Source organism: Gordonia terrae (genome assembly GCF_051789125.1).
GTDB lineage: Bacteria > Actinomycetota > Actinomycetes > Mycobacteriales > Mycobacteriaceae > Gordonia > Gordonia terrae_A.
Genome location: NZ_CP196526.1, coordinates 4,313,048 through 4,334,660 on the forward strand (window position 1 = coordinate 4,313,048; position 21,613 = coordinate 4,334,660).

Annotated in this window: 21 protein-coding genes; 13 read left to right on the plus strand and 8 right to left on the minus strand. The window is 67.9% G+C overall.

Features of this window, described 5'->3' with window-relative positions; genetic code table 11:
• Position 1: 1 nt before the first annotated feature.
• From ACSUZC_RS19470 to ACSUZC_RS19490, 5 genes are read left to right on the plus strand one after another with little or no spacing between them, the layout of a single operon-like run.
• On the plus strand, positions 2–1,180 hold the full coding sequence (locus ACSUZC_RS19470) for an ABC transporter substrate-binding protein (RefSeq protein WP_439030099.1): 1,179 nt from the start codon (positions 2–4) through the stop codon (positions 1,178–1,180).
• The gene (locus ACSUZC_RS19475; protein WP_439030100.1) at positions 1,177–2,508 is read left to right on the plus strand and encodes an FAD-binding oxidoreductase; all 1,332 of its coding nucleotides are present in this window, start codon (positions 1,177–1,179) and stop codon (positions 2,506–2,508) included. Before ACSUZC_RS19470 ends, ACSUZC_RS19475 begins: the two co-directional genes overlap by 4 nt.
• Entirely contained in the window at positions 2,505–3,290 is a 786-nt protein-coding gene (locus ACSUZC_RS19480; RefSeq protein WP_439030101.1) for a creatininase family protein, read from the plus strand. Before ACSUZC_RS19475 ends, ACSUZC_RS19480 begins: the two co-directional genes overlap by 4 nt.
• Positions 3,287–3,898 carry a pyridoxamine 5'-phosphate oxidase family protein gene (locus tag ACSUZC_RS19485; protein ID WP_439030102.1) on the plus strand — a complete coding sequence of 204 codons (612 nt, stop codon included), beginning with the start codon at positions 3,287–3,289 and terminating at the stop codon, positions 3,896–3,898. The genes ACSUZC_RS19480 and ACSUZC_RS19485 overlap by 4 nt, the downstream gene beginning before the upstream one ends.
• The gene (locus ACSUZC_RS19490; RefSeq protein WP_439030103.1) at positions 3,895–5,292 is read left to right on the plus strand and encodes an amidohydrolase family protein; all 1,398 of its coding nucleotides are present in this window, start codon (positions 3,895–3,897) and stop codon (positions 5,290–5,292) included. Before ACSUZC_RS19485 ends, ACSUZC_RS19490 begins: the two co-directional genes overlap by 4 nt.
• Here the strand turns inward: ACSUZC_RS19490 and ACSUZC_RS19495 are convergent.
• Positions 5,244–6,344, minus strand: coding sequence for an ADP-ribosylglycohydrolase family protein (locus ACSUZC_RS19495; RefSeq protein ID WP_439030104.1), 1,101 nt, complete (start codon positions 6,342–6,344; stop codon positions 5,244–5,246). The genes ACSUZC_RS19490 and ACSUZC_RS19495 overlap by 49 nt on opposite strands.
• A 115-nt stretch (positions 6,345–6,459) precedes the next feature.
• Here ACSUZC_RS19495 and ACSUZC_RS19500 point away from each other — a divergent pair, with 115 nt between their 5' ends.
• Positions 6,460–7,443 carry a TIGR00341 family protein gene (locus ACSUZC_RS19500; protein WP_439030105.1) on the plus strand — a complete coding sequence of 328 codons (984 nt, stop codon included), beginning with the start codon at positions 6,460–6,462 and terminating at the stop codon, positions 7,441–7,443.
• Positions 7,444–7,491: 48 nt separating this feature from the next.
• Entirely contained in the window at positions 7,492–7,809 is a 318-nt protein-coding gene (locus ACSUZC_RS19505; RefSeq protein ID WP_086534062.1) for a hypothetical protein, read from the plus strand.
• An 82-nt stretch (positions 7,810–7,891) separates the two neighbouring features.
• On the opposite strand, the gene ACSUZC_RS19510 is transcribed toward ACSUZC_RS19505, so the two are convergent.
• Positions 7,892–10,045, minus strand: coding sequence for an acyl-CoA dehydrogenase (locus ACSUZC_RS19510; RefSeq protein WP_439030106.1), 2,154 nt, complete (start codon positions 10,043–10,045; stop codon positions 7,892–7,894).
• 385 nt (positions 10,046–10,430) lie between these two features.
• On the opposite strand from ACSUZC_RS19510, the gene ACSUZC_RS19515 reads away from it, so the two are divergent.
• The 5 genes from ACSUZC_RS19515 to ACSUZC_RS19535 all read left to right on the plus strand — a co-directional run bounded on the left by ACSUZC_RS19515 (position 10,431) and on the right by ACSUZC_RS19535 (position 15,246).
• Complete coding sequence (locus tag ACSUZC_RS19515; RefSeq protein ID WP_439030107.1) at positions 10,431–11,447, plus strand: alpha/beta fold hydrolase; 1,017 nt, start codon at positions 10,431–10,433, stop codon at positions 11,445–11,447.
• A complete protein-coding gene (locus tag ACSUZC_RS19520) occupies positions 11,434–12,762 on the plus strand; it encodes a fatty acid desaturase family protein (protein WP_439030108.1) in 1,329 nt (442 codons plus the stop codon). Before ACSUZC_RS19515 ends, ACSUZC_RS19520 begins: the two co-directional genes overlap by 14 nt.
• Before the next feature lie 31 nt (positions 12,763–12,793).
• Positions 12,794–13,621 (plus strand): GAF and ANTAR domain-containing protein, encoded by an 828-nt coding sequence (locus tag ACSUZC_RS19525; RefSeq protein WP_439030109.1) that lies wholly within the window; start codon positions 12,794–12,796, stop codon positions 13,619–13,621.
• Positions 13,614–14,405 (plus strand): GAF and ANTAR domain-containing protein, encoded by a 792-nt coding sequence (locus tag ACSUZC_RS19530; RefSeq protein WP_439030110.1) that lies wholly within the window; start codon positions 13,614–13,616, stop codon positions 14,403–14,405. Before ACSUZC_RS19525 ends, ACSUZC_RS19530 begins: the two co-directional genes overlap by 8 nt.
• 67 nt (positions 14,406–14,472) lie before the next feature.
• Positions 14,473–15,246: a GAF and ANTAR domain-containing protein gene (locus ACSUZC_RS19535; protein WP_439030111.1), complete on the plus strand. Its 774-nt coding sequence runs from the start codon at positions 14,473–14,475 to the stop codon at positions 15,244–15,246.
• Here the strand turns inward: ACSUZC_RS19535 and ACSUZC_RS19540 are convergent.
• Entirely contained in the window at positions 15,243–16,115 is an 873-nt protein-coding gene (locus ACSUZC_RS19540) for a sulfurtransferase (RefSeq protein WP_439030112.1), read from the minus strand. The genes ACSUZC_RS19535 and ACSUZC_RS19540 overlap by 4 nt on opposite strands.
• Before the next feature lie 109 nt (positions 16,116–16,224).
• On the opposite strand from ACSUZC_RS19540, the gene ACSUZC_RS19545 reads away from it, so the two are divergent.
• Positions 16,225–17,388, plus strand: a complete 1,164-nt coding sequence (locus tag ACSUZC_RS19545; RefSeq protein WP_439030113.1) for a metallophosphoesterase — start codon at positions 16,225–16,227, stop codon at positions 17,386–17,388.
• Positions 17,389–17,465: 77 nt separating this feature from the next.
• On the opposite strand, the gene catC is transcribed toward ACSUZC_RS19545, so the two are convergent.
• The 5 genes from catC to ACSUZC_RS19570 form a co-directional block, all read right to left on the minus strand.
• Positions 17,466–17,747: a muconolactone Delta-isomerase gene (gene catC, locus ACSUZC_RS19550; protein WP_165629568.1), complete on the minus strand. Its 282-nt coding sequence runs from the start codon at positions 17,745–17,747 to the stop codon at positions 17,466–17,468.
• Complete coding sequence (catA, locus tag ACSUZC_RS19555; protein ID WP_439030114.1) at positions 17,747–18,613, minus strand: catechol 1,2-dioxygenase; 867 nt, start codon at positions 18,611–18,613, stop codon at positions 17,747–17,749. The genes catC and catA overlap by 1 nt, the downstream gene beginning before the upstream one ends.
• 60 nt (positions 18,614–18,673) lie before the next feature.
• Positions 18,674–19,777, minus strand: coding sequence for a mandelate racemase/muconate lactonizing enzyme family protein (locus ACSUZC_RS19560; RefSeq protein ID WP_439030115.1), 1,104 nt, complete (start codon positions 19,775–19,777; stop codon positions 18,674–18,676).
• Positions 19,774–20,721 (minus strand): LysR family transcriptional regulator, encoded by a 948-nt coding sequence (locus tag ACSUZC_RS19565; protein WP_439030116.1) that lies wholly within the window; start codon positions 20,719–20,721, stop codon positions 19,774–19,776. Before ACSUZC_RS19565 ends, ACSUZC_RS19560 begins: the two co-directional genes overlap by 4 nt.
• A 237-nt stretch (positions 20,722–20,958) precedes the next feature.
• Entirely contained in the window at positions 20,959–21,603 is a 645-nt protein-coding gene (locus ACSUZC_RS19570) for a 3-oxoacid CoA-transferase subunit B (protein WP_439030117.1), read from the minus strand.
• Positions 21,604–21,613: the final 10 nt, after the last annotated feature.

The following is a 21,613-nucleotide window of genomic DNA, read 5'->3' on the forward strand; positions in this document are numbered from 1 at the left end:
GATGAACACACATGCCTGGCGCCGACTGAGCAGGACCACCGGGGTCGCGGCGGTCGCCGCAGCCCTGGCCTTCACCGCGGCCTGCGGCTCCGGTGAGAGCACCGAATCGTCGGGATACTCCGGCACCATCGGCCCGGTCGACCTGAGCGCCGCCTGTCCGGAGAAGGTCGTCATCCAGACCGACTGGAATCCCGAGGCCGAACACGGGCATCTCTACCAGCTGCTCGGTCCCGACCCGGCCATCAGCGCAGGCGACAAGCGCGTCGTCGGCCCGCTGTTCGACCGCGGCGAGTACACCGGCGTCGACGTCGAGATCCGCGCGGGCGGCCCGGCCATCGGTTTCCAGTCCGTCACCTCCCAGATGTACTCCGACCCCGAGATCCTGCTCGGGTACGTCGATACCGATCAGGCGATCCAGAACTCCGAATCCAACCCGACCACAGGCGTGATGGCACCCCTGGACATCAGCCCGCAGATGATCATGTGGGACCCCGCGACGTATCCGCAGGCGCAGGGCATCAAGGATCTGAAGCCGGTGAACGCACGCGTGCTGTACTTCGAGGGCTCGACATACATGGATTACCTCACCGGCGCGGGCATCCTGGCGCCGGGCCAGGTCGACGGAAGCTACGACGGGACGCCGGCAAACTTCGTCTCCGACGGCGGGAAGACCGCCCAGCAGGGTTACGCCAGTTCCGAACCCCAGCTGTACCAAGAGGAGGTCGAGGGCTGGAAGAAGCCAGTGAAGTACCAGCTCGTCCACGACGTCGGGTTCCCGACCTACAAGTCCGCGATGTCGGTGCGGTCGGCCGACCTCGAGAAGAACTCGGCGTGCCTCGAGCAACTCGTGCCGGTCCTGCAGCGCGCCGCCGTCGACTACATGGCCTCGCCCGATACCGCGGACAAGGTCATCCTCGATGCGGTCGAGCAGTACGACACCGGGTGGGTCTATTCCCAGCGCAATGCCGACTACGCACGGCAGACGATGGCCGACCTGAAGCTGGTGGGCAACGGCCCGAACGCCACCATCGGCGATTTCGACACCGCACGCGTCGCACGGGTTCTCGAGGTGACCGGCCCGATCTTCACCGAGCAAGGTACACCCGCAGCCGCCGGCCTGACCCCCGACGCCGTCGCGACCAACCGATTCATCGACACCTCGGTGGGCCTGCCGTCATGACCGCCCCGGTTGTCGCGGTCGCCACCGACGAGGGCCGGCCGGATTTCGGTCCCGACGACGTCGACGCTCTCGCCGACGACCTGCTCGCAGTCCTCGGGCCCCGCGGCGTCACCTCGCTGCCGCGGGCCCTGGAGCGGGCCGCACGTGACGGTTCCGGGATGAGCCCGATCCTGTCCGCCCAGGACCTCGGCACCCCCGACCTCGTGTGTTACCCGCGGACGGCCGACGTCGTGCCCGACATCGTGCGCGCCGCGGTCGCCCGCGGCGTGCCGATCACCACGAGGGGCAAGGGCACCGGGAACTACGGACAGGTGATACCGCGCTTCGGCGGCCTCGTGCTCGACATGACCTCGCTGACCGAGATCCACGGTGTCACCGATCATTCCGTGACCGCGCAGGCCGGCGCGCGCATGATCAACCTGGAGCAGGCCGCCTGGGGCCGAGACAGTCAACTGTGGATGTACCCGTCCACAGTCCAGTCGACCCTCGGCGGGTTCCTCGGCGGCGGATCGGCCGGTACCGGCACGATCGTGCACGGCCGCAACCACCAGGGGTTCGTCGACGCGCTCGACGTGGTGTACGCGACCGAGGACGCCGAGGTCGTCCATCTCGACGGCGACGACGCGCAGCCGTTCGTCCACACCTACGGTGTCGCCGGCATCATCGTGAGCGCGTCGGTCCGCGTCGAGCCGCTGCAGCAATGGCGATGTCTCTACGCGAGTTTCGACTCGCAGCGGGAGGCGTTCGACGCCGCGTTCGACCTGGCGGCGATCGAGCCGAAGCCTCGACTGCTGTCCGCGGACGGAGCGGTCGTCACCGCCGCTCTGCCCGACGACCCGGCTCTGGTCCGGGGTCGGGCGAGTGTGCGGGGCATCATCGACGCCCGTGCGCTCGAGGAGGCGACGGACCTCGTCGTCGCGGCCGGCGGGCGCGTCGAGGCCGTCCGCGAGGGCATCGCCGAGACGGTGAAACTGTCCACCCTCTCCTACAACCATCCGACATGGTGGTTACAGAAAGCACAGCCCGGCAGGTGGTTTCACATGGAGGTCCGTGGTGATGCACTCGTCCACCGGCTCGACGAGGTGGAGCAGGTGTACGAAGGAGGGATGCTCCACCTCGAAGTCGGCCACCAGATGATGTTCGGCATGCTCAACGGGATCTACCGCAGCCCCGCGCAGGTGATCGACGGTGTCGCCGCACTCGAGGAACTCGGGGTGGGGGTGCACTCGCCCCACCAGTGGTACGTCGACCTCGACGCCGACCGGGTCCACGCGCTGGCGCAGCGAACCGATCCCCGGGGGTTGCTCAATCCGGGTCGGTGGATGTGACCGCGTCTGGGCGACGGGCGAACCGTCGCTACGCCGAGCTCACCACCGCACAGATCGATACCGCGCTCTCCCGGGACTCGATCCTCGTCCTGCCCACGGGCGCCATCGAACCGCACGGACCGCACCTGCCCCTGGCCACCGACCTCATCGTCGCCGAAGCGGTGGCCGCCGCCGTCGTCGAGCGCGGAGCTGCTGCGGGACAGGATGTCTGGCTGCTCCCGTCGCTGGGGTACACCAAGTCCGACGAACACGCACGGCTACCGGGCACGGTGTGGTTGCGTGCCTCGACCCTCTTCGAGACCATCGTCGACATCGGTGCATCCCTCGCACAGACACCCGCGCGACGGTTGTTGTTCGTCAACGCACACGGGGGCAACTCGGCCCTCATCGAGGTCGCCGCCCGAGAACTGCGGCGCCGCTTCGACCTCCAGACGTTCTTCTCCTCCGGCCCGGGGCACCCCGGCCCCACCGAGCGGGGCCTCGGCATCCATGCGGGCTGGGCCGAGACATCGATGATGTTGCATCTGCGGCCGGATCTGGTCCACATGGATCAGGCTGTGGCGACCGTGGCCGATGCGGTCGCCGACGCCACCTCCGTCGGATTCGCCGGGCCGGTTCGATTCGGTTGGCTGTCCACCGATTTCGCCGAGTCCGGGGTGATCGGCGACCCGACCGGTGCCGACGCCGGAATCGGGGCGACACTGTTCGACGAGCGTGTCGACACCCTGGTGACCGCGCTTCCCGAGATCGCCGTCTTCGATCCCGGACGGGTCCGCCGGTGATCACCAGCGGCACCCGCTTCGGTTCCGATTGCGACGCCCGGGATCAGTTGGGCATCGATCCCATGACGCTCCTGCGCCGGTGGTTGCCCGGCCCCGACGACCCACCGCCACTGATGGCGCTGGCCACCTGCGGGCGTGACGGCTACCCCAGGGTGCGCCACGTCCTGCTCAGCGAAACCGACGACACCGCGGTCTATTTCCACACCGACGCCCGGTCGTCGAAGGTCGCCGAACTGTCGCATCTCCCGCGCGCGTCGATCTCGATCGCCTGGCCCGAGGTCGGCCGCCAGCTCGTCGCCCACGGCGATGTGCGCCGTGCGAGCGACGATGCTCTCCGGAAGACGTATTCACGACGCAGCCGCTATCTGCAGCTGCTCGCCTGGCTGAACGACGACGAACTCGCGGCGCAACCAGCCGACGAGCGACGACGCCGCTGGGCACTGTTCGACGAAGCGCACCCGCACCTGGACGCGCCGGACACATGGACCGGCTTCGGGATCGAGCTGCGGGAACTGACCTTCTGGCGCGGGGACCCCGACGGTCCGTCGCAAAGAGTCCGGTTCGTGCGCACGGAAGACGACTGGAAATCGGAGGTACTACCCGGATGACCGGGACCTATCACAGCGCACTGATCCTGCCCGTGGCCGGCGAGACACCCTGGTTCTGGGGGTGGTTGACCGTCGACGAGGACGGCCGGATCTCCGGCATGGGCGAGGGCACGCCACCCGTCGACGCTCCGCATCCGCGTCATGATCTCGAGGGTTGTTTCCTCGCACCAGGTTTCGTGTCCGCGCACAGCCACATCTACACCGGCGGGATGCGGGGCGTCGCAGCGAGCAGCCCGCTCTACGAGTGGGTGACCCTCAACAGCACGATGCTGCTCGGCGCCGAGGCCGAGGATCTGTACTGGATGACGCTGGCCGGCGGGCTCGACCACCTGTCGTCGGGAATCACCTCGGTGTACAACTTCACCCAGTCGCGGGTGATCGCCCTGTTCGACTACGAGGAGTCGGTTCTCAAGGCTGCCCGGGTCCACCCCGCGGAGTTCGTCACCGCCCAGGTCGACGGTCTGGCCGCGGCGGGTATCCGATTCGTCACCAGCGTTCGGCTCGACGACGAGCAGCTCGGCGAGGACGCCGCCTTCGCCGGCTTCGACGCGGTGATGGCCCACCTCGAGACCGTCGATCCCGCCTTCGATCTCGGCGGTTCGGTCTACGGTGCGGTCCAATGGTCGTCGACCCCTGCGACCGCCGAACGCGAACGCGCCCTGATGGACCGCTACGGCATCACCAATCAGGCACACTTCGTCGAGACCGCCGAGCAGATCGAGATACAGCAGTCGAAGTTCGACTGGTACGACGCCGCGGGCGTCCTGGGACCCGGCTTTGCGTTCGGTCACTTCGTCCACCCGACCGACGAGATGGTCAGCCGGGTGCGCGACACGGGATCAGCCGTGGTCTGGCAGCCGATGTCGAACGGACGGCTCGGCTCCGGGATCGCCGATGTGCCTCGCCTGCTGCGGGATTCGGTCACCGTCGGGATGGGTGTCGACGACCAGTCGTGCACCGACGTGTCCGACCCCTTCGAGAACATGCGTACGGGACTGTTCCTGCAGCGCGGCAGACACAGCGATGCCGCCCTGTTGACACCCGCCGACGTGCTCGCGCTGCACACCCTGGGTTCGGCGACGGCCATCGGAGTCGCCGACCGGGTGGGTTCACTGGAGGTCGGCAAGTTCGCGGACCTGCTCGTCGTCGATCCGCGCTCGCCTCACCTCGGCCCGATCTGGGACCCGATCGCCACCTACGTCCTGGGATGCGGACTGCGCAACCTCCGCGAGGTCGTCGTGGGCGGCCGCACGGCGTGGCACCGTGATGTGGCCGATCCCCTACGCACGCGGGCGGATTCGGAGTTGACCGAGAGGATGATCGCGTCGGCGGCGCAGTCCGGGATTCATCCGGTCGACGCGCCCCCGGATTTCGTAGCGAAAATGGGGTTATAGCGCGCATTTTCGCTACCGATTCCGGACGCGGAGCGGTCCCAGTCCACGAAGTCGTAGAGGTCGCCTGCCATCTCGACGATGATTTCGCGGAGTTCGAGCGGCTCGAGCCAGCGCTGCGGAACCGCTGCGACGCCGTCACGCGCACCCAACAGGTTGCCGGCGATCGCACCCGTGGAATCGGAGTCACCGTCGTGGTTGACCGCCAAGATCACCGCGTCCTCGAGGTCGTCGGCCACGAGTGCGCAGTAGACCGCGATCGCGAGCGCTTCTTCTCCGACCCAGCCCGCACCGAGGCGCGCGATCGCCGCCTCGTGCGACAGGCCCGAGCCGGCGAGGGCCTCGGCTTCCTCGAGCGCGGCGAGGGTTTCCTCGTGACCGAGGCGATGACGGAGAACCTCCTTCGCCACGGCCAGCGCCTCGGGCAGGCTCGACCCGCCGACCAGATCCCGGACCGCGACCGCGAGGACGCCGGCCGGAAGTGACCCGGAGGGATGCCCGTGCGTGAGCGCCGCCAGCGTCACTGCGAGGTCGAAGGTGCCTACGGCCGACCACTCGGCGCGGGCCGCGAACAACCCCACCGGTGCAACCCGCATGACGCCTCCGCACCCCTTGCTGTCGTTGTCGGCGGGCGCACCGGGACGAGTGGTCACCCGGAGCGCCTCGAGGCAGGTGGTGCCGGGTGCACGCCGGTTGTGCAACTCCCGGTGATCGGCCAACCAACTCGACCGTTCGGTACTCGCCAGCACCCCGTGTCGAGGGTGCCCGCCCTGAGAGATGAACCAGCGAAGGTACGCGCGGGCCGTCGTGGCCGCGTAGCAGGAGATGCCTCCCGTACAGTCCCGCGCCCACGCGCGCAGCAACCCCTCCGCGGTGAACAGCGTCATCTGCGTGTCGTCGGTGATGGTGCCCACGCCGCCGTAGGCTTCCGCGTACGAGGTGATCCCCGCGGGCCCGAACCCGTCGAGAATCGATTCCCGCGTGGAGAACTCGACCGCTCCGCCCAGCGCGTCGCCCGCCGCGCCGGCCAGTAGACATCCCGTGAATCGATCCATCGTCGCCCCCTGCGTTCTCCCCGGCGTTTCCCCATGGTCACATGCGCGGGTCAAACCTGCCGGACAGCGAACCGAGGCGGGGTATTTTTGGAGGACCTCGAGACGAAGGGGCCGAATGGTGCTATCCCTCATCCCCGATTCGCAGCGTCGCACCCTGGATGAGATCGGCGAACGTCTCGACCTGTCGATCGGTGGCCGCGCCGCCAAACGCAGCGCGTTCTGGATCATGCTCACCCTGTCCGGGATCATCGCGGTCTCGGGTGTCGTCGCCGACAGCACGGCGACGGTCATCGGGGCGATGATCGTCGCGCCGCTGTCCACCCCGATCCTCGGCGTCGGCCTGGGAATCGTCACCGGCCGTGGACGACTCGTGCTCGCGAGCCTCGGCTACGTGCTCGCCGGGGTCATCCTGGTCACGATCCTCGGCGTCGTGTTCGCCCAGTTGCTGCCCAATCCGACCAACGTGCTGGCCAACTCGCAGGTGCTGGGCCGGACATCACCGACACTCGTCGACCTCTTGGCCGCACTTGCCACCGGCGTCGCCGGCGCGGTCGCCATCACCCGTCGCGATGTCGGCGACGTGTTGCCCGGCGTGGCCATCGCCATCTCTCTGGTACCACCACTCGGGGTCGTCGGGGTCTGCCTCGGATCGGGGGCGCCGTCACTCGCTCTGGGCGCTTTCGTGCTCTTCGCCTCCAACGTGGTGGCGATGATCATCACCAGCCTGGTCGTGCTGACGATCGGGGGCTACGGGCGCGAGGCCACCGAGCTCGACGAACGCCATTCGCGTCCTTCACGACGGCGCGCCTACGCGGTACTCGCCGTCGCGCTCGTCGTCGTCACGCTCCCCATGGTCGCGAACTCCTTGTCATCGCTGTGGTCCCGTCAGATCGCGACCGCGGCGGAGTCGTGGCTGGGGTCCGACACGTCGGAGGTCACCGGCGTGTCATGGACCGGCAGCACGGTCACCGTCAGCGTGCTCTCTCCTCAGGGCCTCCCGCCGGTCGACGAACTCCAGACCACGGTCGACGAGCTGGTCCCCTGGGACCCCGAGGTGGTCGTCGTCCACACGGTCGGCGAGCGGTCGGCCGCCGGCTGACCGGAGGTGACATCCCTCGAACACACGTGCGAAACTGTGCGGGTGGGCATGAAGTGGATTGGCGGGGACAACGGCCAGCCACACCGGCCGGCGTTCGTTCGCGTCGGTCACAAGGCCGTGCTCATCGATCTCGGCGCTCTCTACCCCAACGCACCCCACTTCAGCGGCGAGTATCACCCCGACGGGCTGCAGATCAGGTCCGTCCACCTCGGCGTCCTCACCGAATGGGGGCGCGACGAATGGGGCGCCTGGTACGGCAAGGTCACCTACACGATCACCTCCAAGGACCGGCAGGAGAAGGTCACACACTGGGTGCCCTCGTGGGCCCTACGGCCGGCCGGTGATCCCCCGCCCGGGCGACGGTGAATGGCGAGCGCCCTTCGTGGCTCGCTTCGCTCGCACCTCAGGGATCAAAACCAAGCTCGCACCTCACGGATCAGAGCTCCCGTCAGCGGATGAGCGGGTCGCGCGGCAACCCGAGGATCCGTTCGGCGATCTGGTTGCGGGTGATCTCCGACGTCCCGCCCGCGATCGACATCCCGCGGGCGCCGAGTATCAGCAGACCCGCCAGCTTGCCGGGGCCGGTGGAGAACGCGACGTCGGGTCCGAGTAGTTCCGCGGCGAGATGAGCGCGATCGCTGAGGTGTTCGGCGAGAAGCAGTTTCGTGACGTTGCCCTCGGGTCCGGGGGCTGCGCCCACCACCGACCGGGCGGCGCGGCGCAGATTCAGAAGCCGCAGCGCGTCTTCGACGGCGAGGAAGTCTCCGACCTTTGCCGCCGCTCCCTCCACCCGCTCCCCGTAGCCGGCGACGAGCGCCACCATCTGCTGCACGGCACCGTCGCTGCCCGGCGCACCGCCGCCGATACTGACCCGCTCGTTACCGAGGGTCGCGCGTGCCACGGCCCAGCCGTCGTTGGGCGTGCCCACGACGTCGGCGTCGGGGACGAAGACGTCGGTGAAGAACACCTCGTTGAACTCGGACCCGCCGGTGATCTGACGCAGTGGGCGCACCTCGACCCCGGGTGCCTTCATGTCGATCAGCACCGCGGTGATGCCTTTGTGCTTGGGCGCCTCCGGGTCGGTCCGAACCGTCGCCAGACCGCGCCGGCACAGGTGCGCGCCGCTGGTCCACACCTTCTGGCCGTTGATGCGCCAGCCGCCGTCGACGCGCGTGGCCCTGGTGGTGACCGCCGCCGCGTCCGATCCCGCACCCGGCTCGGAGAACAACTGGCACCACACCTCGTCCCCGAGCAGAGCCGGCCGCACGAACCTGTCGATCTGGTCCTGCGTGCCCTGCTGGATGAGGGTGAGGATGACCCAGCCGGTGATGCTGTAGTCCGGCCGCTTCACACCCGCCGCAGCCATCTCCTCCTCGATGACGAGTTGTTCGACCGAGTCCGCCGCGCGCCCCCACGGCCTGGGCCAATGCGGCATGACGTAGCCGGTGTCGATGAGCCTCTCCCGTTGCGCGGACTCGTCGGCAGCGGCGATCTCGGCGATGTCGGCGCGCACGCGCGTCCGGAGTTCCTCGGCCTCGGGCGGAAGGTCGAGGCTGTTGGCACGGGTGACGCCGGCTGCGGAGAACTCGTAGACGTCACGCGCCGGACGCTGTCCGCCGAAGAGTGCCTGCAGCACGGTGGCGCGGCGCAGCTGCAGGTGCGCGTCGTGCTCCCAGGTGAACCCGATGCCGCCGTGCACCTGGATGTTCAGCTCCGCATTCCGCGTATACGTGGGCAGTGCCAGCGCCGCGGCTGACGCCGCCACCAGTCCGAAGGCGTCGGCTTCCTCGTCGGCCGCCCGTGCGGCGTCCCACACCACCGCCGTGGCTGCCTCGGCACCCACGAGCATGTTCGCGCAGTGGTGTTTGACGGCCTGGAACGACCCGATCGTCCGACCGAACTGCTCGCGCACCTTCGCGTAGGCCACCGCCGTGTCCAGCGCGTCCCGCGCACCGCCCACTGCTTCCGCCGAGACCAGCGTCCTGGTGAGGGCCAGCGCGGTGGCCGCGAGTCTCGGCAGACGGACGACGGCGGCATCGGACAGCGACACCCTGGCCGACCGTCGGGTGGGATCGAGGTCGGCCTGCGCGCCCACCTCGACACCCGCCTGCGACGACTCGACCACCAGCACGTCGTCGGCGGCGACGAGTATCAGCAGATCCGCGAGAGGGGCGCCGAGGACCGCGTCGACCTCGCCGGAGACCGTGCCACCGGATTCGGCCAGTCCCGGAGCGAGCCCCACACCCGCGGTGATCGTGCCGTCGACGAGTGACCTCAGCCAGCGGGCTCGCGTCTCGTCGTCGGCATGGTTCAGGATCGCCGAGGCGATGACCGTCGGCAGGAACGGCCCCGGCGCCACGGCGCGACCGAATTCCTCTGTCACGACGACCAACTCAGCGATACCGAAACCGGAACCGCCGTACTCCTCGGCGACGTGGAGGCCCAGCCAACCGAGGTCGGCGGTCTCCTGCCAGAAGGTGGGTCTGGTCTCCTCGGACGCGTCGAGACGCTCACGTGCCTGCGCTCGCACCTTGCGGTCGACGATGAATTCGCGTACCACGGAGGCGAGTTCGACGTGGTCTTCGGTCAGGGCAATGCTCATGGCGACTCCCGGGATCGTCGGTCACCCGATCACACCATCTCCGCCCGTTCCGGGGTGGAACGTTGAGACAAACTCATCGAATACGTTCCCGACGCGACCGCTGGACGACGGGGTCGGGGAACGGGACGGCCTACGAGTAGCCACCCAAGCCACCGACCTCGTGCGCGGGCGCGGACGCGCCCTGTGACGAAGGACTCCCGGCGATCTGTCGTGGTCCGGGTTGATCGGCGCTTCACCTGGGTATTCCGTTGTCGACACGCAGGCAGCGGGAGGACTCCGCACCTGCACATCGGTCAGACGCCTTCAGGTGCACCCCGTCGTGTGTGCACAGTGTGCGCAGGCAGCGGTCCTGGAAGCTCTCGATGAGAGAACGGGACCCCACCCCATGCGAGCACAAGTCCTCGCCGACACCCACACTTTCGACCTCGCCGGTCACCGTATTCGCTACGTCGACCGCGGCAACGGCCCTGCTGTCGTGCTGGTGCACGGGCTCATGGGCAGTCTCCACGACTGGGACGAACAGATCGTCGCCTTGTCCGCGGACTTCCGGGTGATCGCCGTCGATCTGCCCGGACACGGAGAGTCCGACAAGTCGCCCGGCGACTACTCACTGAGTGCACATGCGGCGGCCATTCGCGACCTGCTCGGCGCCCTGGGCGTCGACTCGGCGACCGTGGTCGGCCATTCCTTCGGCGGTGGCGTCTGTATGCAGATGCTCTACCTGTTTCCCGACCTGGTCGAACGGATATGTCTGATCGCCAGCGGCGGGTTGGGAAACGATGTCAACCCGGTGCTGCGAATCGTCTCACTCCCCGGGAGTGGATTGGTCGTCAAGGTCGCAGCCTCGGCACCGGTCCGTGGAGTCGTCGATACGGTGGTGAACTTCGCCGACCGGCGTCGGATCGTTCCGCTCAGTCCGAGTTCGCGCCAGGCGTGGACCAACTTCGTCTCGATCGCCGACAGCCCGACCCGTTCGGCGTTCCTCGCCACCGTCAGAGCGGTGATCGATCATCGTGGCCAGACCGTCAGTGCCACCCGATTGCTGCCGGCTTTCGCTCACGTCCCGGCGCTGCTGATCTGGGGCGACCGCGACACCATCATCCCCTCGGCGCACTCGGACGCGGTACGCCGCGCGCTTCCCGATGTCGTGGTCGACATCGTTGCCGGAGCCGGGCACTTCCCACATCTCGACGAACCCGCACAGTTCGAACGAACCTTTCGCGATTTCATGAGTACGGATACGAACACCGGAACCCAACCGGTGGCCGTCGGAAGACACACTCGGATCGGACGGGTGGACCGAGGACAACGACCCCACCACGACACCATCGGTTCCTCGATGCCCAGCGGCAGCGTGGACACGGTGCCGGTAGCTGACAGGAGCCGACATGGCCATCACTGACATCGCAGAATACGCACATCTGTCTGACGCCGACATCGATTCGCTCGCTGTGGAATTGGACTCGATCCGGTCTGACATCGAAGCCGATCGAGGGGCACAGGATGCCCGATACATCCACCGGACCATCGCCCTGCAGCGTTCGCTGGAGATCGGCGGACGCGTGGTGTTGCTCGGGTCCAGGTGGCGACCGGCCTGGATCGTGGGAACCGGCCTGCTGGCGTGCTCGAAGATCATCGAGAACATGGAACTGGGCCACAACATCATGCACGGGCAATGGGATTGGATGAACGACCCCGAACTGCACAGCACGAGCTGGGAATGGGACCAGGTCGGGCCGTCCCGGCACTGGAAACAGGCGCACAACTACTCTCATCACGTCTACACCAACATCGTGGGGATGGACGACGACATCGGTTTCGGTGTCATCCGCATGACACGCGACGTCCCGTGGCGGCCGGCCAACGCGCTGCAACCGCTTGCCAACATCGTGCTGGCACTGACCTTCGAGTGGGGTATCGCCCGGCACGACCTCGACGCGACGAAGGCTCGCGAGGCCGCGACGACGACCCCTGTCCCCCTGGGCCTTCCGACCCCGCTCGCGCGGAGCGGTGGCGAGTTCTCCCACAAGATCGGCAGACAACTCCTCAAGGACTTCGTGGTCTTCCCCGCGCTCACCGGGCCCGCGTTCCGCTCCACCATCACCGCGAACCTCACCGCGAACGTGCTCCGCAACCTGTGGGCCTACGTGGTGATCTTCTGCGGACACTTTCCCGACGGCGCCGAGAAGTTCACCATGAGCGACTTCGCGTCGGAAACCCGACCTCAGTGGTACTTACGACAGATGTTGGGCAGTGCGAACTTTCGCGCCGGGCCGATCATGGCGTTCATGAGCGGCAACCTGTGCTACCAGATCGAGCACCACCTGTTCCCGGACCTGCCCAGCAACCGCTACCGTCAGATCTCGCGTCGCGTGCAGGCACTGTGCGAGCGCTACGACCTTCCCTACACCACAGGATCCCTGGCACATCAGTATCTGCTCGCACTTCGCACCATTCACAAACTCGCCCTGCCTGATCGATTCCTCCGTCGTTCATCGCACGACGCCCCGGAGACCGGTTCGGAGCAACGATTCCGTTCCTCGATGCCGTTGGTGGACCGGTTGACTCCCAAAGCGGGCACACGCGTCGGACTTCGCACGGCACTCGCAGAGGCGAGGAAGAAGTCGACCGCTCGCGGGAGGATACCGACGCGGCAATCGTGGATCGTGGTCGCGCCCGCCCAGCAACCCCGTGTTGAGACTACGGTGATCACATGAAGACGGCGCGGGGCACACGAACGAGCCCACGGTGAGCGCGAGCTCACAACTGCGCAGCGATCTCGCCTCGGCGATGACCGGCGTGGGCGGAGGTCTCAAAGCCGCCGATCGGCTGTGCGCCGCCTGCGTCCGCCTGCTTCCGGTAGACGGTGCGGCGGTGTCCATCATCGCCGGCGGCACCTCCCGGGGCACCTTCGGATCGAGCAGCGAACTCAGCAGACGCATCGACGAATTGCAGTTCACCTTCGGCGAAGGACCCTGCCTGGACGCCGTTGCCGCACGGGGGCCGATCTTCGCCACAGACCTCGACGATCCCCTCGAGCAGCGGTGGCCGGCGTTCACCCCGGCGGTGCTGGCCGGTGGTGTGCGCGCCGTGTTCGCGTTTCCCACCACGATCGCGACGGTGTACTCGGGAGTGCTCGACCTCTACCGCACGGCCCCGGGACCACTGAGTCCGTATGCCACCGACGGCGCGCTGTGGGCAGCCGAACTCGCGGCGCTTCCCATGTTGGACCTGATGAGCACCGAAACGGACTGGGCGGCAGCGGCGGAAGGCGAAGAGGACGGCGACGGAGACGGCTGGAGCGAGCTGGCGTCGCTGGAGCGCGTCGAGGTCTACCAGGCGACCGGAATGATCATGAGCCAACTCGATCTGCCGCCGGCCGAGGCACTGGCCCGACTCCGCGCGCACGCCTTTCTGAGTGGTCGCACCGCCAGCGACGTCGCCTGGGACATCGTCGAGCGTCGTCTTCGACTCGACAACGACAGCAACGGCAACAGCAACGGCGACCCCGCCGGCGACAGCGACGACAGCGGTGGCCCGACGAACTCACCGAGGGGTGACCGGGCCGATGAATGACCATCGCGAACACAAGGTCACCGAGGCGTTCGTGTCGATCGCCAACAGCCTCGTCGGCGATTTCGACGTCATCGAGCTACTCAACGACCTGACCAGCAACTGCGCCGACATCCTCGACATCGCCTCGGCGGGGCTGCTTCTCGCCGACGAGCGAGCCACCCTGCACGTGGTGGCAGCCTCATCCGAAGCAACGAGGGCGCTGGAGCTCTTCCAGCTCCAGCGCGCCCAGGGACCCTGCCTGGACTGCTACCACACCGGGGAACCCGTCACCGCCGCGAACCTCGACGACCACCGTCACCGGTGGCCACAGTTCGTCGACGCCGCAGCCGCAGCCGGGATCGTGTCGGTACACGCTGTCCCGATGCGCCTGCACGATTTCGTCCTCGGTGCCCTCGGGTTGTTCGGCACCCGGGCCGGGGACCTCAGCGGCGGCGACCTCGATCTGGCACAAGCGCTGGCCCATGTCGCCAGCATCGCGATCGTGCGCGGCGCGCCCAGCTCCGCGGACACCGCGCAGATCAGCGAACAGCTCAGCAGCACCCTGCACAGCCGAGCCGCACTCGAGCAGGCCAAGGGTTTTCTCGCCCACCGCGGAGACCTCGACATGGACCAGGCATTCGACGCATTGCGCAACTACGCCCGCGACAACCAGCTACACCTGAGCGAGGTCGTGCGCCAGGTGCTCGCCCGCGCCCTGCCGGCCGATCGGATTCTGCGGGAGATGGACCGAGTCGGCGATACACCCCGACAGGGACCGACCGCGCCACCCGGACCTCGCGTATGACCGATACCGATCGTATTCTCATCGAGTTGCCTACGCTGGTGTTCGTGACGCCGGATGACCCTCGACCATGACCGCACCTGACGACGAGATGTCCGCCGTCGACGGTGCCGATGTCCACACGCATATAGCCCGCCTCGCCCGAGCGGTGCACGGGTCGTCCGAGGATGCCGTCACCCCACCCGACGTCCTCGAACACGTCACCGAGTCGGCGGTGCGCCTACTGGCCGCGGTCGATCACGCCGGAATCACCCTGGTGCACAAGCGGCACCGGACTCGCCCTCCGGAGCTGGAGTCGACCGCCGAGACCGGACCGGTCGCCCGCACATTCGACGCACTGCAACACGAGCACGGCCAGGGACCGTGTTTCGATGCGATCTGGCTCCAGCAGACCGTGATCATCGACGACGTCGACACCGAAGACCGGTGGCCGTCCTTCATCACCGCGGTACGCACGGACACCCCGATCCGGGCGTGCTTGTCGCTGCAGCTCTACGTGACCGACCTCGAGCTCGGAGCCCTCAATCTGTTCTCCGAGACCCCGCATGCCTTCGACCGGAACACCGAAGACCTCGCCACGATGCTGGCCACCCACGCGGCCATCGCTCTGGACACCGCCAAACGCGGCCAGCAATTCCGCAGTGCGCTGGCCAGCCGAGACATCATCGGTCAGGCCAAAGGCATGATCATGGAACGCTACGACACCGATTCGCTGCAGGCCTTCGGAATCCTTCGCCAGCTCTCCCAGGACACCAACTGTCCGGTGTCCGAGATCGCGGCCCGACTGGTCGACGCCGACCACCCCGTCAAGTCCGACCGTTCGAACCCATCGATGCAGTCCTAGGCACCGCCTGCCGACACGTCTGGTCCTGCCGGACGGGGCCCGTCGACGACCGGTCGCTCCGGCTCCGACGACCACTGCGAGAACGAGCCGGGGAACAACGTCGCGTCGATACCGGCGATGGCGAGCGCGGCGATCTGATGGGCCGCGTTGATCCCGGACCCGCAATAGACCACCACGTCATCGCCGTCCTCAGGGACCACACCCAGATCGCCGAAGCGGGCGCGCAGCTCGTCGGGCGATCGGAAGCGCCCGGCGTCGTCGAGATTGTCCGCGGTCGGCACGCTCAACGCACCGGGGATGTGACCGGCACGCGGATCGACCGGTTCGACCTCGCCGCGGTACCGCTCCCCGGCGCGCGCATCGAGGAGGAACGCGGGACCGGCCGCGACATCGTCGACGTCCGCCACATCGAGCCGGCCGGGGGTGAGGGTGACCGTGCCCGGACGCGGCCGGCCGCCGTCGCCGGTCGTCGTCCGCAGTCCCGCTCGTCGCCACCCCTCGAGTCCGCCGTCGAGGAGGCGGACGTCGGCGACACCGGCCCATCGCAGCAGCCACCAGGCGCGGGCAGCCGCGAGGTTGCCGGAGTCGTCGTAGACCACCACGGGGACGCCGTCGTCGAGGCCCCACCGCCGGGCGGCATCCTGGAGTTCATCGACGGTCGGCAGTGGGTGACGACCCCCTGCGGGCCCGGCGGGAGGTGCGGCCAGTTCGGTATCGAGGTCGACGTAGACCGCGCCGGGGATGTGCCCCTCGCGATAGGCGCGCCGGCCGTCGAAGTCGCCCAACTGCCAGCGCACATCCAGCACGACCGGCGGCGTCGCCAGCAGCATCTCGGCCAGATCGAGTGGATCGATGACGACGTCGCTCATGGCGGCGAGGGTACCAACGAGCCGCGATGGAAGAATGGGGCAAACCGCCCGACTCCGGGCTCAACGCTGTCGGCATCGGCAGCATCGTCAACAACAGGGGGTCCCGTTCGTGGCGCTGTTCTCTGCCGTCGTCTTCGGACTCATCACCTTCTGGCTGCACCGGCGCATCGTCCGGTCCACCGCGCTTCCCCGCCCGTGGTCGATCGCCGCCGACGTCCTGCTGGTGGTCCTGTGGGCGCTCGTCCTCGTCGGCTTCGCCGCCGGACGCTCGGTGGACCCGTCGTGGTCGCGGCCCTTCGCCTTCGTCGGCCTCGTGTGGATGGCGGCGGTCCTGTATCTGTTCCTGGGCCTCGCGGTGGTCGGCCTCGTCTCGTTCGCGGCGCACGTCGTCCGGTCGATCCGACGACGCCGGTCGGGCGTGCAGGACACCCCGGCGTTCGCAGCCCGCCGGCTCGGCCGACTCCGCGCTGCCACCGCGACGGTGGTGGTGCTCGCTCTCGCCATCACCGGTTACGGGGTGTTCGAGGCGTCCCGGCCACAGGTCGTCGACGTCGACGCCACACTGCCCGGCCTGCCCACGCAGTTCGACGGCACGCGCATCGCCGTCGTGTCGGATCTGCACGTCGGTCCGGCCCGCGACGCGTCGTTCACGCGCCGCGTCGTCGATCAGGTCACTGCGGGGAAGCCCGACCTCGTCGTCCTGGTCGGCGATCTCACCGACGGGACCATCCCGTACGTCCGTGACACCCTCGAACCACTCACCGACCTGCGGGCGCCGCTGGGCGTCTTCGGTGTCAGCGGCAACCACGAGTACTACGCCGACGACGGCGGCCGCTGGCTCGACGTCTGGGAAGAATTCGGCGTGCGAACCCTGCGCAATGCGCGGGTGCCCATCGAGGTCGACGGTGCGACGATCCAGCTGACCGGGGTCCACGATCACACCGCCCCGGAACCGTACGAACCGGATCTGCCTGCCGCACTGGCGGGTTCGTCACCCGACGACTTCGTCCTGTTGCTCGCCCACCAGCCTCGGCAGGCCTTCGAGGCCTCCGATCTCGGCGTCGACCTACAGCTGTCGGGTCACACCCATGGCGGGCAGATGTGGCCCATCCGGTATCTGGTGCGTGCCCAGCAACCGACCGTCACCGGCCTGGACAAGGTCGGCGACACCGCCGTGTACACCACCCGCGGCGCCGGGGCGTGGGGTCCCCCGGTACGGGTTCTCGCTCCGCCGGAGATCACGATGCTCACCCTGCGATCGGCGGCCTCATGATGTAACGCTCACAAAACCCGTTCCCGCTCACCACTTTTCGGTGAGCGAGAACGGGTTTCGTGAGCGGGAACGAACCCTCAGCCGTTGATGTCCGAGGGGTGGGTCGCCAGCGGCGTGACCTTGATCCGCATGTACGGGAACAGCGGCAGACCGGACAACAGGGTGTGCAGTTCGTCGTTCGACTCGACGTCGAAGATCGAGTAGTTGGAGTACTCGCCGACGATCCGCCAGATGTGCGGCCACTTGCCGGCGCGTTGCAGATCCTGCGAGTACGCCTTCTCCCGCGCGACGGTGTCGGCCCGCACGTCGGGGTCGAGATCGTCGGGAATGGAGACGTCCATCCGCACGTGGAACAGCATCACTTCTCCGGGTCGAGCACGAAGTCGTAGGAGACGGTGTAGCCGCCGTTGCCGTCGGCCTGCGGATCGAGCACGAGTTCGGGCTTGACCGCGCTGGCGACGTCGTCGTCGTTGTGCGGGTCGCCCGGGAAGTACAACTGCGCGGTGAGCTGCTCGTGGCCGGGTGCGGTCACCTTGAGGTGCAGGTGCGCGGGACGCCACGGGTGCCAGCCGGCAGCCGAGATCATCTTTCCGCACGAGCCGTCGGTCGGGATCATGTACGGCGCGGGGCGGATGGTGGTGATCTCGAACCGGCCGTCGTCGTCGACGGTGAAGGTGCCGCGCAGGTTCCACTCCGGGATGCCCGGGGCGAACTGTGAGTAGAAGCCGTCATCGTCGGCGTGCCACAGCTCGACAGTGGCGCCGGCCAGCGCGGTGCCGTCGCAGGAACGGACCTGCCCGGTCCACAGGAGCGGATCGCCGGATTCGTTGTCGCGCATAGGGAGTGCGCCCTTGGCACCCAGTTCCGGGGCGTTCGGCACGTAGTACGGGCCTTCGATGCTGCCCTTGTTGCCCTGGCGATGCTCGGTGGCGACGTCCTCGACGACGTGCTCGACCCACACGTCGAGGAACAGCGGCCACTCCCCGTCCTCCCCGACGTTGATGAGCCACGCCTTGAGTGCGTTGTACTCGTCGTAGGTGACCTTGTGCTTGCGGATGGTCTCGTGCACGCCCGCGAGGACTTCGTTGATCAACATCGAGACACGCTCGGGCGGAGTGTCTTTCACGGCCTCGAACGGCGACTTGTCCGCATGGAAACGCTCGGTCGCGGAAGCTCCGGACGCCGCGGCGGTGGCGACTTCCTGTGGATGCTCGGTGGTGGTCATGTGCTTCTCCTTGCTACTTCGAGTTCGTGGGGCTGCCACGAGGCGTGTGGTGGGGTTCTGTCAGTTGTCGGTGCGGTAGTGCTCGAGCTTGTCCGGGTCGAGCTCGAACCCGATGCCGGGCGCGGTCGAACGATGCAGATGGCCGTCGCGGAGCTGGAGCGGTTCGGCCAGGAGGTCGTCACTCATGTCGAGGAAGTTCGACAATTCGCCGGCGTAGCGCGACGTCAGCTCGAAGGCGCTTCCGAACGCGAGCGCGCAGGCCGTCCCGATCTGTCCGTCGATCTGGTTGCCCATGACGACGGGGACCCCCAGCCCCTCGGCGAGGTGGTGCGTCCGGCGCGAGGTGGTGAAACCCGTGCGGGCGGTCTTGATGCTGACCGCGGTCGCCGAGCGGCCGAGGATCTCGCGGGTCACGTCGGCCGGAGTGGGCACCGACTCGTCGGCGATGAACGGTACGTCGAGATGTTCGACGAGCCAACGCCGCCCGAGCACATCGGCTGCGTCGCAAAGCTCTTCGGCGAACAGCAGATCGAGGTCGGCCATGTCCTTCATGGCGCGCACCGACTCGGCTGCCGTCCAGCCGCGATTGCCGTCGACGTACAGTTCGACCTCACCGCCGAACCGCTCGCGTAGGGCGCGGACGACCGCGGTGTCGAGGGTGAACGGATGTCGGCCGACCTTCACCTTGAAGGTGCGGATGCCGTAGGTGTCGACCATCTTCTCGGCTTCGGCGACCATCACAGCCGGTTCGGCGAAACCGAGCATGTGGCTGACCCGCATCCGGTCGGTGAAACCGCCGAGCAGGTCGCCGACCGGAAGCCCCAGCACCTTGCCGAGCGCATCCCAGATCGCCATGTCCACAGCTGATTTCGCTGCCGGATTGCCGACCGTGCGGGCCATCCGGGCGGCGACGACCTCACGCTCGAGCAAGGTGAGACCGACGATCGCCGGGGCGAAGATACCGTCGATCACGGCGATGATGCCGTCCTGGGTCTCGCCGTAGGTGAAGGGACGCGGGGGCGCCTCGGCGATGCCGACCACTCCCGCATCGGTGTGCACCCGCACCAGCACATGGTCCGCGGCATACACCTCGCCCGAGGCGAATCTCAGCGGCTTGACATAGGGGATCGAGAACGGAATCGCTTCCACCCGAGTGATCTTCATAGGTCTTCTCCGGGTCGAGCGCCCGACGGGGCGCGGAAGGAACGGGTACCGGCGTGTCCGACGTCGGCGGTGAATGCGGCGGCGATGACATCGGCGACCGCGGCGACGACGGGATCGGTGGTGTCTGATTTCCAGGCGAGCGCCACCTCGACGGTGTCGGCGTCGACGAGGTCGCGCACCACCAATCCGTCGAGAGGCAACGAACGAACCGAGGCCGGCAGCAGAGAGACACCGAGTCCGGCGGCGACAAGCGCCAGCAGCACCGCGGTGCCCGGCGCCTGGTGCGCCCGGTTCGGCACGAATCCCGCTGCGCGACATGCCCGCATGACCGCGTCGTTCACCGCAGAGTCCTGGCTGTCGTACATCACGAACGGCTCGTTGCGGAGGTCGGCGACGGAGACCACGGGTTCGACTGCCAGACGGTGATCGACGGACACCGCCAGCACGAGCGGTTCGACGTCGATCACCTTCGTCTCGATGCCTTCGCCGATCGCAGGCGGACGCAGCACTCCGAGGTCGAGAGTCCCCGCTCGCAGGGCATCGCTCTGTCCGGGGGTGAGCATGTCGGACTGGATGCGGAGGTCGACGTCGGGCAGTTCGCGCTTGACCACTCGCGCGATACGCGGGAGGTGGGAGAAGGCGGCGATTCCGGTGAGACCGAGGCGGACGACGCCGCTGCGGCCGGCGGCGATTCGACGTACGCCATCTGTCGCCTCGTCGACGCCGGCGAGGATGCGTTCGGCCTGGACCCTCAGGTACTGACCGGCCGGGGTGAGCGAGACCTGCCGGGTGGTCCGCGTGAACAGCGTGACGTCGAGTTCGGCTTCGAGCTGGCGGATGGCGTACGACAGCGCGGGCTGCGCCACATGCAACGACTCCGCCGCCTGCCCGAAATGACAGGTGTCGGCCACAGCGGCGAAGTACCGCAAGTGCCGTAGCTCCATGACCTGCCTCGTCTCGTACCGATCCGCCCGGGCCGTGTGACCGCGGACACGTCTCACGTTAGGGGGTAGATCAATACATGACAAAGACTAAATTTGTGCCGATTGATCGATGACATCGATCAATCGGCGGCCGGACGGCGCCGGCGGTCACCCCAGGAGACGACATCGCTCACCCGATCCGCTCCCGCTCACCGAAAATGGGTGAGCGGGAACGGAAATGGTGAGCGATATCGGGCCTCAATGGGGCCGATGGTCGGCCCAGACCGGCGCGCCGGTCCTGTCCTCGACGATCCCCAGGTCGACACCCGGGGCGAACTCCACGACGTCGAATCCCGTTCCGGCAACATCGAACACACCGAGGTCGGTGATCACGCGACTCACCACGCCGCGGCCGGTCAGTGGGAGCGCGCAGCCCTCGAGCAGCTTGGGTTCACCCTTCTTGGTGACGTGGTCCATCAGCACGATGACCCGGCCTGCGCCGTTGACGAGGTCCATGGCGCCACCGATGCCCTTGACGAGCGCACCCGGCACCATCCAGTTGGCCAGGTCGCCGTTCATCGCGACCTGCATGCCACCGAGGACCGCGACGTCGACGTGGCCGCCGCGGATCATCGCGAAGCTCGTGGCCGAATCGAAGTACGACGCTCCGGGCAGGACCGACACGGTCTGTTTGCCGGCGTTGATGAGGTCGGGGTCGACCTCGTCGTCGTAGGGAAACGGTCCGACCCCGAGGATGCCGTTCTCGGCGTGCAGGTGGACGCCGGAGTTGTCGGGCATGAGGTCGGGAATCATGGTGGGCAGCCCGATTCCCAGGTTGACGTAGTCACCGGGGGTGAGTTCGCGGGCGGCGCGGGCGGCCATCTCGGTACGGGTCCAGGTCATGTCGACTCTC

What these genes read in the sequence shown, in the direction of transcription:
- ACSUZC_RS19470 (WP_439030099.1), top strand. Translation starts at nt 2, where the DNA reads ATGAACACACATGCCTGGCGCCGACTGAGCAGGACCACCGGGGTCGCG.
- ACSUZC_RS19475 (WP_439030100.1), top strand. Translation starts at nt 1,177, where the DNA reads ATGACCGCCCCGGTTGTCGCGGTCGCCACCGACGAGGGCCGGCCGGAT.
- ACSUZC_RS19490 (WP_439030103.1), top strand. Translation starts at nt 3,895, where the DNA reads ATGACCGGGACCTATCACAGCGCACTGATCCTGCCCGTGGCCGGCGAG.
- ACSUZC_RS19495 (WP_439030104.1), bottom strand. Translation starts at nt 6,344, where the DNA reads ATGGATCGATTCACGGGATGTCTACTGGCCGGCGCGGCGGGCGACGCG.
- ACSUZC_RS19500 (WP_439030105.1), top strand. Translation starts at nt 6,460, where the DNA reads ATGGTGCTATCCCTCATCCCCGATTCGCAGCGTCGCACCCTGGATGAG.
- ACSUZC_RS19505 (WP_086534062.1), top strand. Translation starts at nt 7,492, where the DNA reads ATGAAGTGGATTGGCGGGGACAACGGCCAGCCACACCGGCCGGCGTTC.
- ACSUZC_RS19510 (WP_439030106.1), bottom strand. Translation starts at nt 10,045, where the DNA reads ATGAGCATTGCCCTGACCGAAGACCACGTCGAACTCGCCTCCGTGGTA.
- ACSUZC_RS19515 (WP_439030107.1), top strand. Translation starts at nt 10,431, where the DNA reads ATGCGAGCACAAGTCCTCGCCGACACCCACACTTTCGACCTCGCCGGT.
- ACSUZC_RS19520 (WP_439030108.1), top strand. Translation starts at nt 11,434, where the DNA reads ATGGCCATCACTGACATCGCAGAATACGCACATCTGTCTGACGCCGAC.
- ACSUZC_RS19530 (WP_439030110.1), top strand. Translation starts at nt 13,614, where the DNA reads ATGAATGACCATCGCGAACACAAGGTCACCGAGGCGTTCGTGTCGATC.
- ACSUZC_RS19535 (WP_439030111.1), top strand. Translation starts at nt 14,473, where the DNA reads ATGACCGCACCTGACGACGAGATGTCCGCCGTCGACGGTGCCGATGTC.
- ACSUZC_RS19540 (WP_439030112.1), bottom strand. Translation starts at nt 16,115, where the DNA reads ATGAGCGACGTCGTCATCGATCCACTCGATCTGGCCGAGATGCTGCTG.
- catC (WP_165629568.1), bottom strand. Translation starts at nt 17,747, where the DNA reads ATGCTGTTCCACGTGCGGATGGACGTCTCCATTCCCGACGATCTCGAC.
- catA (WP_439030114.1), bottom strand. Translation starts at nt 18,613, where the DNA reads ATGACCACCACCGAGCATCCACAGGAAGTCGCCACCGCCGCGGCGTCC.
- ACSUZC_RS19560 (WP_439030115.1), bottom strand. Translation starts at nt 19,777, where the DNA reads ATGAAGATCACTCGGGTGGAAGCGATTCCGTTCTCGATCCCCTATGTC.
- ACSUZC_RS19565 (WP_439030116.1), bottom strand. Translation starts at nt 20,721, where the DNA reads ATGGAGCTACGGCACTTGCGGTACTTCGCCGCTGTGGCCGACACCTGT.
- ACSUZC_RS19570 (WP_439030117.1), bottom strand. Translation starts at nt 21,603, where the DNA reads ATGACCTGGACCCGTACCGAGATGGCCGCCCGCGCCGCCCGCGAACTC.